Here is an 11,585-nt window from a genome sequence, read left to right as displayed (position 1 = left end):
TCTTCCTCGCGGGCGACGAGGCCGGGTTCGTGACCGGCTCGACCCTGTCCATGAACGGCGGCCAGTACATGGCCTGATAGGATGTGGCCCGCGAAAGCGTTGAACACGTAAACCAGCACTTAAAAGCAGCGAACTCGCTGACTCGCAGGCTCTCGACTAAACCCTCGCGGAGCACCGCCCATCAAGGGCATGGCCAACCAACATGATGTACAGAAGAAGAACCATGGGAGACCGAAATTGACCTTAGATCGTCGCAGCTTCAACAAAGCCCTTCTTGCCGCCGCGTCAGCCAGCCTTCTGCCGGTGGTGCCGGCATGGGCGCAAGAGCTCAAGAGCCTCAAGATCATCGCTCCCGCCGGTCCTGGAGGCGGCTACGATCAGCTCGCCCGCGCGGTGCAGGATGTGCTGATGAAAGAAAAGATCGCCACCAGCGTGCAAGTCCAAAATGTGCCGGGAGCCGGTGGCACCATCGGCTTGGCCCAGTTCATCAACGCCAAGGATCGGGATCCGTCGCTGATGGTGGCCGGATTCGGGCTCGTGGGCGCGCCTGTGATCAACAAGTCGCCGGTGACCCTTGAGCAGACCACCCCGCTTGCCCGTCTCCAGGGCGAGTACCAACCGCTGTTCGTGGCTGCTGACTCACCCATTAAGACGGTCAAGGACCTGGTCAACAAGTTCAAGCAGGATCCCGGCTCGGTCACCTGGGGCGGCTTCGCGCATGGCTCGCCTGACCACGTTCTGTGCGGCCTGGTCGCCAAGGCGGGCGGCGGTGATGTGAAGAAGATGAACTACATTCCCGTCGGGACCGGCGGTGAGATGCTGCCGCTGGTGATGAACGGTAAAATCACCGTTGCGACCGGTGGTCTCAACGAGGTCGCGAGCCAGTTCAAGGTCGGTAAGCTCAGGCCCATCGGCATCTCATCGCCGGAGCGCCTGCCCGGCGTCGACATCCCGACCTTCCGAGAACAGGGCGTCGATGCAACGCTCGTCAACTGGCGTGGCCTGATGGCTCCTCCGAATGTCAGTGCCGAGGACAAGCAGGCACTCGAAGCAGCGGTCGCCAAGCTGGTGCAAAGCGCGTCCTGGAAGAAACTCCTCCAGGAACGGGAGTGGGTCGATCTCTACATGCCCTCCGCCCAGTTCGGGACGTTCATCAAGGAGGAGCAGGCTCGTATCACAGCAATCCTGAAAGAGCTTGGCCTTGGTTAGTGATTGGGTTGAAGCTAACTCGTCTGATGGACGAATTCGTCACCTCGGACAATGTGCCATGGGTTTAAGGCCTCTTGCTGGCCTCATCCCTTATGGCCGGGTTGGTCGTTGCCAATGAGGACAACGACACCATCGTGACATTCAGGATCGATCGGCGAACCTGGATGCTGTCGCTGGAAGGTGAGGCCATCCGAACGGGCAGCCCTGAGTGCATCATACTCGGGGTCGCAGCGTAAGCGCTCAGCCGGGACTTCCTGCCCTTAAGAGTAGCCTTTGCCGAACGAGCATGGGCTTTACCTAGAAATATTCGGCAGACCTGAAACATCAGGCGGGAGGAGTGCCATGGGCCAAGAGGTGAATTCGAGCGCGACGGACCTGGATCAGAGCGCGGTAGAGGCTCTCAACCGGAGTGCCTTGGAGTACCACCGCTTCCCACGGCCCGGGAAGATTGCCGTCCTGCCGATCAAGGGCATGACCAATCAGCGCGATCTTGCCCTGGCCTACTCCCCGGGTGTCGCGGCTCCCTGCATGGCCATTCATGCCGATCCGAGCGCCGCGGCCCTTTATACCAGTCGCTCGAACCTGGTCGCGGTGGTCTCGAACGGCACGGCGGTGCTGGGCCTCGGCAACATCGGCCCGCTTGCCTCCAAGCCCGTGATGGAGGGCAAGGGCTGCCTGTTCCAGAAGTTCGCCGGCATCGATGTCTTCGACATCGAACTGAACGAGACCGATACGGATAAGCTCGTCGACATCATTGCGTCCCTCGAACCGACTTTCGGCGGCATCAACCTTGAAGACATCAAGGCTCCGGAGTGCTTCGAGATCGAGCGCCGCCTGCGTGAGCGCCTGAAGATCCCGGTCTTCCATGACGATCAGCACGGCACCGCCATTGTAGCGGCAGCTGCCATCCTCAACGGCCTTGAGGTCGTCGGGAAGCGCATTGAGGACGTCAAGCTCGTATGCTCCGGGGCTGGCGCTGCTGCCATCGCCTGCCTCGATCTCCTGGTGGGGCTTGGCGTCCGGCGCGAGAACGTGTGGGTCACCGACAGCAAAGGCGTGATCTACGTGGGCCGAGGCCAGGGCATGGATCCGCAAAAGGAGCGCTATGCCCAGGCCACCGAAGCCCGAACACTTGCTGATGTCATGCCGGAAGCAGACGTGTTCCTGGGTGTCTCCATGGCCGGGGTGCTCAAGCCCGAGATGGTAAAGGTCATGGCGGACAGGCCGCTGATCCTGGCTTTGGCCAATCCTGAGCCGGAGATCCGCCCCGAAGCAGCCAAGGCGGCGCGTCCCGACAGCATCATCGCGACCGGTCGGTCGGACTATCCGAACCAGGTCAACAACGTCCTGTGCTTCCCCTTCATCTTCCGCGGCGCGCTCGATGTGGGGGCGACAACGATAAACGAGGAGATGAAGCTCGCCGCCACGCGCGCCATCGCGGCTCTGGCTAAGGAGGACGTGTCCGACGTGGTCGCGGCGGCTTATGGCCGGCGCGACATCCGCTTCGGAGCGGAGTACCTGATCCCGGCTCCCTTCGATCCTCGCCTGATCACGGCGGTTGCCCCTGCCGTGGCCGAGGCCGCCATGAAGAGCGGGATTGCAACACGGCCCCTGGACGACCTGAAGGGCTATCGTGATCGGCTCCAGGGCTTCGTCTATCGCTCCGGCACGATCATGCAGCCTGTCTTTGCCGCGGCCGCCAAGGTACGGAAGCGCGTGGCCTATGCCGAGGGTGAGGACGAGCGTGTGCTGCGGGCCGTGCAGGTGGCGGTCGAGGAGGGTCTTGCCGAGCCATTGCTGATCGGGCGTCCCGACACGATCCGCACCAAGATCCGTGAGTTGGGTCTGCGCTTGTCTGAGGGACGCGAGTACCAGGTGGTGAACGTCGACGATGAGGCCCGTCTGGCAGAGCTGGCAGAGGACTACTACCAACTCCGCCGGCGCCAAGGCCTCACCCGGGACACGGCTCTTGCCGAAATGCGCCGCAACAACACATTGATCGGAGCGATGCTGCTGCGCCTCCATGCAACGGATGGCCTACTTTGCGGCACGTCTGGTGTCTACGAAACCCACCTGAAGCACATCGTCGACGTCGTGGGACGAAAGCCCGGCATCGATACGCTGGCCGCGATGAACGTGGTGATGCTGCCGAACCAGACGGTGTTCATCACCGACACCTACATCAACGAAAACCCGACCGCTGAACAGATTGCCGAGATTGCCCTGCTGGCGGCGGACGAGGTCCGGCGTTTCGGCGTCACGCCGCGTGTGGCGCTGCTTTCGCATTCGAGCTTCGGCAGCGCACAGACTGCCTCGGCCGTGAAAATGCGGGAAGCCCTGGGCTTGATCCAGGACAGGGCGCCGGATCTCGAGGTCGAGGGCGAAATGCACGGCGATGCGGCGCTCAACAAAGGCATTCTCGATCGGGTGTTCCCCGACTCCCGCCTCAGCGAGGCAGCCAACCTGCTGGTGATGCCGAACCTCGATGCAGCCAACATCACCTTCAATGTACTCAAAGCCGTTGCGGGCCAGGGCGTCACGGTCGGTCCAATTCTGCTTGGGGCCAAGCGTCCGGTGCATATCCTGACGCCGACGAGCACGGTTCGGCGAATTACGAACATGACGGCCCTGACATCAGTCGAGGCCGACATCGCCCAATAATCCTTGGAGTGATGGAACGCGCTTTGGTGTGATTAAGCGAATGTCGCTTCCTGGCACGAGGCGGAAGAAGCGCTTTGGTCGGCCCATGAGGCGGTATGCGGACCTTCATTCCATTCCCTGTTCATTACTCTTTGACCCATAGGCGACGTTTAGGGACGTAAAAAGAGAGCGCCGCTATGCCCCTATGGTGTTTCCATGGAGAGCGGGGCCCGTTCATCTTTCCTTTTTGTGCGAACGAACCGAACGGCCGCGCCGTCATTGTCATCGCGGAGGAGCGCTGTTCCTCGGTATGGCCGGCTTGCGGTCCAAGCAGATGAGAGAATGACAATGGCTAGAACCAAAAAGGACGACACCTCCCAACCCAGCAGGAGCCGGAAAACGCCGGAGAGGTCCGTGTCGAAATCCACCTCGCGGTCTGCCACGAAGAAGGAAGCTGGCACTTCCAAGCGTGCCCAGCCCAAAGCGATGGCCGGCTCCCGATCCGCGACAAAGTCCCAGGCTGTTCCCGCAAAGGCCCGTTCGTCCGCAGGATCGCGCACGGCGGCCCGCTCGACCTCCGGCACAGCGCGATCGCGGTCCACCACTCAGGCCCGCTCCGGGGCCCGTTCACGGTCCCAAGGCAGCCTGCTGAACCCGATGGCGTGGCTCTCAAGCCTTGAGTCAACGCTCACCTCCCCGCAGGCCCGGGCGGTGATGGCGGAGGCCCTCAGGGCGGTTGCCAACGTGCTCGAGAAGCCGCAGGGCGAGCAGGGGCAGGGTAGCGGAACGCAAGAGGGCAGGGACGCCGTCTCGGCCGCAGGAAGCCTGGGTGCCGAGATCGTTGCCGCTCCATTGGAGGTCGCAGCGGCTGCCATTGGAGCCGCCGGTGAGGTCGTGACGAGCGCCCTCGGCGGATCGTTGGGCGACGAGCGCGGCAATGGCGCCGGCCGGAAGGGTGACCGGCGGTCCTCGGCACAGAAGAAGTCGTCGAAGGCAGGCAACTAGCCGACCCGATGGCCGGTGCCAACGTCAGCAGACTTCGTCAAGCGCAGAAAGCTTTAGAGTCCGATCGATGCAGCTGAGCCTTTCGCTGTCACTCACTCTCGTTTCGTCCCGGTCATCTGGGACATAAAGATCTCCTGCATCTGCTCGAACCCTTTGAGGGTAGCCGGTAGCCAGGTTCTCAGCATGGCTTCAGGCTCCATCGCCCGGATGTTCGCGGTCATGCGGTCCTGCACCTCGCGCATGAGCTGCTCCTGCATCGGCTTCACATCCGGCAGCCCCAGAAAGGCTCGTGCCTCTTCAGGCGTACACTCAACATCCATGGTGATTTTCATCTGACATCCTGCTCCAGCATCAACAGATGAGCTGCTGATCGGTGGTCGCGTATATCGCTACTGAGGTCAACCAAACCGGGCTACGCGGTACGATTGGTACTTGGATTGACCTCGGCCATTCTACTTTTCCATCACATATGTGCCGGGTGCATCCAGAAGGGATGGGTGCTTCGCGCTGCCCATCGGTGGTCGTGCGTTCTTTCGGCCGGAGCGAGCTGAAAGCCACGCGGTCCAGTCTGGCCACCAACTCCCCTCATGGGGGCCGGCGCTCTGCAGCCACTGCTCGGGGCTGCCCGCTGCTTCGTCCCCAGTCTCTCGCGTCCAGTAGGCACCTTTGCCACCCGGTGGGTTGATGATCCCGGCAATGTGGCCGCTGTAGGCGCGGACGAACCGCACGTTTCCGCCGAACAGCTGCGTGATGCGCCAGGCTGCGTCCCAGGGCACAATGTGGTCCTTCTCCGCCCCCACAGCATAGGTATCCTGGCCAATGCGGCCGAGATCGATCGCCTCGCCCTTGAGCGTGATCCTGCCGGGCTCGATCAGGTTGTTCTCAACATAGGTGTTGCGCAGGTACCAGCTATGAGCGGCACGCGCCATCCGGGTGCCGTCGCTGTTCCAGTAGAGCAGATCAAAAGCCGGCGGCTTGCTGCCCATCAGGTAGTTGTTGACGACATTGGCCCAGATCAGGTCGTTCGAGCGCAGCAGGTTGAACATGTTGGCCATCTCGCGGCTGTCGAGGTAGCCGCGCTCCATCATCTGCTGTTCGATCAGGTCGATTCCTGGCTCATCCATGAACACGGCAGTGTCGCCCACGCGTGAGAAATCCTGCAGGGAGACCATGAAGCTGGCCGAGTTGAACCGCTTGTCACCCTTGGCGGCGAGAACAGCCAAGGTCATTGTCAGCAGCGTCCCACCGATGCAGTAACCCATGGCGTTGACAGTCGGACTGCCCGTGATCTCGCGCACCACATCGCTGGCCTCCAGCGGCCCGAGGTCCATGTAGTCCTCGATGCCAATCTCATCCATGGACGCATCCGGGTTCTTCCAGGAGATCAGGAAGACGGTGAAGCCCTGATCAACCAGGTAGCGCACCAGGCTGTTCTTCGGCTGCATGTCGAGGATGTAGTACTTGTTGATCCAGGGCGGCAGGATCAGCAGCGGCGTCTTGTGAACCTTCTTGGTTGTCGGCGCATACTGGATCAGCTCCATCAGGCGATTGCGATGGACCACCTTCCCGGGAGTAAGGGCAAGATTCCGTCCCGGAGCGAAGGCCTCGGTGTCGACCATGCTCAGGCGCCCGGCCTGAAGATCGGCGGCCAGGTTGGCGGCACCAGCCGCAATACTGGTTCCCCCGCTCTCGATGGCCTTGCGAAGAGCGACAGGGTTCGACAGCAGGATAAGGGCGGGGCTCATGGCATCCACGAACTGGCGCAGATGGAAGGTGATGCGCTGCTGCTCGGCCTCGTCCATGCCCTCCACATCGCCCTGCTGCAGAAGCCAGTCCGACGCCAGCAGGTAGATCTGCTGGAGAGTGCGATAGACAGGGTTGGTGTGCCACTCGGGAGCAGCGAACCGCTTGTCTGTGGCGGAAGCTGGCTTTCCGGCTGACGATGAGCCGGCAAGACCAAGCCAGCGATGCCCTACCTCGTGCCACACGTCGAGCGCGGAGCGCCAGAGATCCTGGTTGAAGTCCGCTACGGACAAAGCTGTGGTGGGCTTGTTCAGTGAGCGCAACCAGACGATCCGCAGAGCCCGGGCGATCTCGGCCCAGTCGACGGGTACGACCTCGCGCAGGGGATTGGCATTCCACATCTGGTCGATGGAGCGGAGTGTGGGATCCTGTGACAGGCTTCTCTGGAGCTGATCGACACCTCCGCCGATAAGGCCCGAAGTGGGGTTGTCGGTTGTCATCTGCCACCACGCGGTGCCTGGATCAGCCAAGGCCTTTGCCGGGGTGGACATCTGGTCCATCCATGAGGCCCAAAGCCTCAGCATCACATCGGGACCGGGCATGTTCCTGCCCATCTGCCCTTGGACCTTATCCGCATCCTGCCCTGTCATGAGCGCCCTCCGCGTTTCTGTAGCTGCTGCTCTCAGGCAAAGTTCTGCCTTGCGTAAGCATCTAGGTGCCGCTGCCTGCTTTGCCAGCGAGGTGTGGTAGGGTGAACTAAGCGAAAGCGGATGAGCCGAGGGGCGAGTTCAACCTGCTCCGATCAAGATCCATCGGCGATCAAGCGTGATGTTGGGGTCAGCGCAAGAGTGCGCCGGGAGACCGGCAAGGAGTAGATGGTGCAAGTCCATCGCAATGAAGGAGTAGCGATCCACATTGGCCCCGAGTCATGCGCGGACGGTCGTGAGGCCACCCGTGAAGCGTTGACAGGGGAGCATGTAGGCCAGCCATTGAGCCGCGAAAGTGACGCTTTTCGGGTGCCGACGTTCTTCTTGTATGCGGAAGGCAACATGAGCCGGCACGATAGCGCGAGGGCCGGCTCGACCCGACGTGGTCAGAGACCCTGGCATGCATGGACGCTCCTTGAACGGGAACCGGGAGACCTCGGGATTGGCCAGCGTGGCACGCCACGGCTGGTCCGCATCGGGAAGGCGAGGAGCCGAAGCCGATGATGAACGATCCCGAGGAGTCAGATCCTGCCGTAGTAGCAATGAACCTCGCGAACAAAGTCGGGCCACCGATTGCGGAGCAAGGGGAGCCAAGGGCAGGAACCAAGGGGAAGGCGGATCAGCACAACACATGCCGGGCTCAGGACCGGGAAAGTGTGTCCCAGGTGCTGGACCGCATACGGCAAGCCGCAAGGCACAGAGAGAAGGAGAAGTTCACGGCGCTCTTCCATCACATCACCCCGGAGGCCCTCAGGATGGCGTTCTGCGCCCTCAAGCGCGAGGCCGCTCCCGGCGTGGATGGGATGACTTGGCGAACCTACGAGACAGACCTTGATCGCAAGATTGCGGATCTGCACGACCGGGTTCATCGAGGGGCGTATCGCCCGCTGCCCTCCCGGCGACGGTACATTCCGAAGCCGGATGGACGGCAGCGCCCGCTGGCCGTTGCAGCCCTCGAAGACAAACTGGTCCAAAGGGCGACCGCAGCGGTGCTGAACCAGATCTACGAGGAAGACTTCCTCGGTTTCAGCTACGGCTTCCGGCCGGGACGCGGCCAGCACGATGCGCTGGACGCGCTCCATGTCGGGATCGAGCAGCGGAAAGTGAGCTTCATCTTGGACGCCGACATCGCGGGATTTTTCGACACGGTGGACCAGACATGGCTCCTCCGGTTCGTGGAGCACCGCATCGGCGATCCGCGCATTGGTCCTGACCCATCAAACTGGTCCATCCCGAGGACAACTTTTCCGGGCATTTTGATCCTTGAGGAGGGTCAGTGCCATGAAGAGATCGCGGTATACGGAAGAGCAGATCGCCTTTGCCCTGCGCCAGGCGGAAAGCGGCACACCGGTGGCCGAGGTGATCCGCAAAATGGGCGTCACCGAGCCGACCTTCTACAGATGGAAGAAGCAGTTCGCCGGCATGGGCGTGACCGAGATCCGCCGCCTCAAGCAGCTCGAGGATGAGAACGCCCGGCTCAAGAAGCTCGTGGCGGATCTCAGCCTGGACAAGACCATGTTGCAGGACGTGCTCAAAAGAAAGTGGTGAAGCCCGTCGTTCGGCGCGAGATCGCAGGCCATCTGCAGAAAGCCTATGGCATCAGCGAACGACGGGCATGCTCCGCCACCGGCTTCCAACGCTCCTCGCAGCGCTACCGCCAGCGATCTGATCCGCAGGTCGAACTGCGGATGCGGCTCAAGGAGCTCGCGGCCGCCCGTGTGCGCTACGGCTATCGTCGGCTGCACATTCTGCTGCGGCGGGAAGGCTGGCCGGTGAACCACAAGCGCACCTATCGGCTCTATCGCGAGGAAGGGCTGTCGATCCGGCCCAAGGCACCCAAGCGCAAGCGCGCCTGGCGCTACCGACAGGGTCGTCCGGAGGTGGGTGGTCCCAACGAGGTGTGGGCGATGGACTTCATGGCTGACCAGCTTTTCGACGGACGTCCGTTCCGGATCCTGACCGTGGTGGACTGCCATACGCGAGAGTCACTGGCGATAGTGCCGCGAGTGAGTTTCCGGGCCTACCAGGTGGTGGAAGCGCTCGATGAGATCGCTCGGAGCCGCGGTCGGCCGAAGAGCCTACGGGTAGACAACGTCCTATGTGGGGGAGCAGCAGGGGCACTGGGCCAGCAGATCTCAGCACGCCGATTTGCTGGATCGGCGCTTCAGGTAGATTGAGCCAGGTGGCTTCCACCGTCAACGGGATTGTTCTCTCCCATAGCAAACACAGGATCCAGCGGGCATGCCGTGGTCCTCACCGTCCTCAATACGAGATACACCCCAGGTGGAAGGCCCAAACATTATCTACAGGGTCGCTTGCGCGCCCTCACGGCCCACACAGAGAGAGGTCCTTCCACCCGGCGCCGGACGTTCAAAGAACGGCCGGTATTCTGCTCCGCCTTTGATCACCGCGTGCACCACACGCGCCATCTTGGCGGTTAACGCTGTCACGGCCTTGCGGCGCAGATCGGCGTCAAAGCGATCGCGCGCAGTGTAGCGGCCGAGTTTATCCCGAAAGCTGTTGTCGCGCTGGCGCGCTGCGACCTGAGCCGCCATCCACAGCGCCCGGCGCAGGCGGGCATTGCCGTACTTCGACAGCTTGGTGCGGCCACGGAACGTGCCCGATTTGCGGGTGGCCAGATCAAGGCCGCAGAACTTCAGGAACTGGCGATGATGACCAAAGCGGCGCAAATCCCCGGCTTCCGCCAGGATTGTCAGGGCATGGATCGGCCCGATCCCCGGGATCGTGCACAGCCGCTGATAGTCAGCGTGATCGGTCAGCATTGCATCAGCCAGCTTCTCAATCTGATCCCGCTGGCGGATCAGGCTGCGGACCTCAGCCAGCACCATGCGGAACATGATGATGGCCGCAGACTCTTGCGCCACGGGCAGAGCCGTGGAGGCGCGTGCGGTCTCGTAGATGTCGTTGAGCAACCTGGCCTTGGAAACCTTGCGGCCGATCACAGGCCATGCCTCCTGCACGAAGCTGTCCCGATCCAGAGCCATGATGCCGGAGGGCGTGGGAAAGCGTTCGAGCAACGCCAGGAACCAGTCGGAGCGGCTGTTGCCGGCGAAGCGCTCAATCTCGGGAAAGTACAGGGGCAGGTAATGGGTCAGGATCCGGTGCCAGGTCTCGGTCTTGGTCTTTGAGATCGCCTCGTGGGTCTTCGACAACTCCTGGAGGTCGTTGATCCCGGCCGCCAGGGGATCGACATAGCGTTGGGTCGCTCCGATCCGGAGCATGTGCAGGATGACCTGCGCATCCTTGGGATCGTTCTTGTCCCAGCCGTTGTGCAGGGCCTCCCGTGTCCGGGCGAGCGCCACGGACGAGATCAGCCGCAACTCGAAGCCTGCCGAGAGCAGGCGGTAGGCTAGCCCACGATGGTAGTCACCTGTGGCCTCGAAACCGATGAGCACCGGGCCGCCGTAAGCCATCAGGGTCTCGACGAGGCGATCATGATCCGCCTTGCTGCTCAGAACTGTAAGCCGCCGACGCCGCTGATGGCCAGCAGCCTCGATGAGCACCTCGTGGCGGTGCTTGGCGATGTCGATTGCTACCAGAGTGGCAGGGACAGGTGTAGGATTGAGATCGGTCATGGTCGGTCGGCCTCCAGCGTGTGTTCAGCGACATCACTGTGAGACCTGCTGGCTGGCCATGACCACCCCACGCAGCGCGGCTGCGCAACCCGGGCCAGCTCCGCCGCGCTGCTTCCCCATGTACTACGGCAGCGAATTCGTGGCCAAAGCGGTGCGCGAGTGGATTACGGCTGTGGGTGCCAAGACCGCCTACATCGAGCCGGGTAGCCCGTGGGAGAACGGTTACTGCGAGAGCTTCAACTCGAAGCTGCGGGACGAACTGCTGAAAGGAGAAATCTTCTACACCTTGGACGAGGCGCAGGTAATCATCGAGAGTTGGCGCCGGCACTACAACACGGTGCGCCCGCACTCATCCTTGGGCTACCGGCCCCCCGCACCAGAGGTTCTGATCCCTGCTTCCAAGCTGGCGCCCAGACCAACGCTGAATTAACATCACACCCGGATCACCCGCATGGGGCAGGCCAGTTCGTGAACAGGCTCTGCCCCTCGGCATTCTTGAGCTCAAACACGTAGCCCGGCCGCTGCATCCCACATTCCGGCCAGCGATCGTACGCAATCCAGTCGCTCATCTCTATGTCCTCTTCGGGCGCACGAATGTGCTAATTCAGAGATAAAAATCACCTTTGGCGAGCGCGGTGAGCCCAGCCACTTTGACCTGAAAGTCCGCGGCCTTGTCACCATTGAT

General features: G+C 62.2%; 7 protein-coding genes and 4 pseudogenes. 7 read left to right on the top strand and 4 right to left on the bottom strand.

Annotation, left to right across the window (positions count from 1 at the left end):
- The 3 genes and pseudogenes from JKL46_RS36750 to JKL46_RS32905 all read left to right on the top strand — a co-directional run.
- A pseudogene (locus JKL46_RS36750) lies at positions 1-77 on the top strand (beta-ketoacyl-ACP reductase); the annotation flags it as partial.
- Between the two features lie 160 nt (positions 78-237).
- The gene (locus JKL46_RS32910) at positions 238-1,209 is read left to right on the top strand and encodes a Bug family tripartite tricarboxylate transporter substrate binding protein (RefSeq protein WP_201842526.1); all 972 of its coding nucleotides are present in this window, start codon (positions 238-240) and stop codon (positions 1,207-1,209) included.
- Positions 1,210-1,551: 342 nt separating this feature from the next.
- Positions 1,552-3,870, top strand: a complete 2,319-nt coding sequence (locus JKL46_RS32905; RefSeq protein WP_201842524.1) for an NADP-dependent malic enzyme — start codon at positions 1,552-1,554, stop codon at positions 3,868-3,870.
- Positions 3,871-4,052: 182 nt separating this feature from the next.
- On the opposite strand, the gene JKL46_RS32900 is transcribed toward JKL46_RS32905, so the two are convergent.
- A complete protein-coding gene (locus tag JKL46_RS32900; RefSeq protein ID WP_201842522.1) occupies positions 4,053-4,454 on the bottom strand; it encodes a hypothetical protein in 402 nt (133 codons plus the stop codon).
- Between the two features lie 52 nt (positions 4,455-4,506).
- Between JKL46_RS32900 and JKL46_RS32895 the strand changes: the two genes are divergently transcribed.
- Positions 4,507-4,854, top strand: coding sequence for a hypothetical protein (locus tag JKL46_RS32895; RefSeq protein ID WP_201842520.1), 348 nt, complete (start codon positions 4,507-4,509; stop codon positions 4,852-4,854).
- Between the two features lie 92 nt (positions 4,855-4,946).
- Here the strand turns inward: JKL46_RS32895 and JKL46_RS32890 are convergent, their stop codons facing one another.
- Both JKL46_RS32890 and JKL46_RS32885 read right to left on the bottom strand, forming a co-directional pair.
- Positions 4,947-5,186 (bottom strand): DUF6489 family protein, encoded by a 240-nt coding sequence (locus JKL46_RS32890; RefSeq protein ID WP_036359725.1) that lies wholly within the window; start codon positions 5,184-5,186, stop codon positions 4,947-4,949.
- A gap of 120 nt (positions 5,187-5,306) precedes the next feature.
- Positions 5,307-7,247 carry a PHA/PHB synthase family protein gene (locus JKL46_RS32885; RefSeq protein WP_201842517.1) on the bottom strand — a complete coding sequence of 647 codons (1,941 nt, stop codon included), beginning with the start codon at positions 7,245-7,247 and terminating at the stop codon, positions 5,307-5,309.
- A gap of 557 nt (positions 7,248-7,804) precedes the next feature.
- Here JKL46_RS32885 and JKL46_RS36745 point away from each other — a divergent pair.
- Positions 7,805-8,425 (top strand): annotated as a pseudogene (locus JKL46_RS36745) (group II intron reverse transcriptase/maturase); the annotation flags it as partial.
- Between the two features lie 160 nt (positions 8,426-8,585).
- Positions 8,586-9,397: pseudogene (locus JKL46_RS32875) on the top strand (IS3 family transposase); the annotation flags it as partial.
- A 210-nt stretch (positions 9,398-9,607) separates the two neighbouring features.
- Here JKL46_RS32875 and JKL46_RS32870 read toward each other — a convergent pair.
- Positions 9,608-10,900 (bottom strand): IS110 family RNA-guided transposase, encoded by a 1,293-nt coding sequence (locus JKL46_RS32870; RefSeq protein WP_201842516.1) that lies wholly within the window; start codon positions 10,898-10,900, stop codon positions 9,608-9,610.
- A gap of 127 nt (positions 10,901-11,027) precedes the next feature.
- Between JKL46_RS32870 and JKL46_RS32865 the strand changes: the two are divergent.
- A pseudogene (locus tag JKL46_RS32865) lies at positions 11,028-11,330 on the top strand (integrase core domain-containing protein); the annotation flags it as partial.
- Positions 11,331-11,585: the final 255 nt, after the last annotated feature.

It is taken from the genome of Microvirga zambiensis WSM3693, from assembly GCF_016735695.1.
GTDB lineage: Bacteria > Pseudomonadota > Alphaproteobacteria > Rhizobiales > Beijerinckiaceae > Microvirga > Microvirga zambiensis.
The sequence above is the reverse complement of the archived record's forward strand: the minus strand, read 5'-3'. Positions and strand labels throughout refer to the sequence as shown.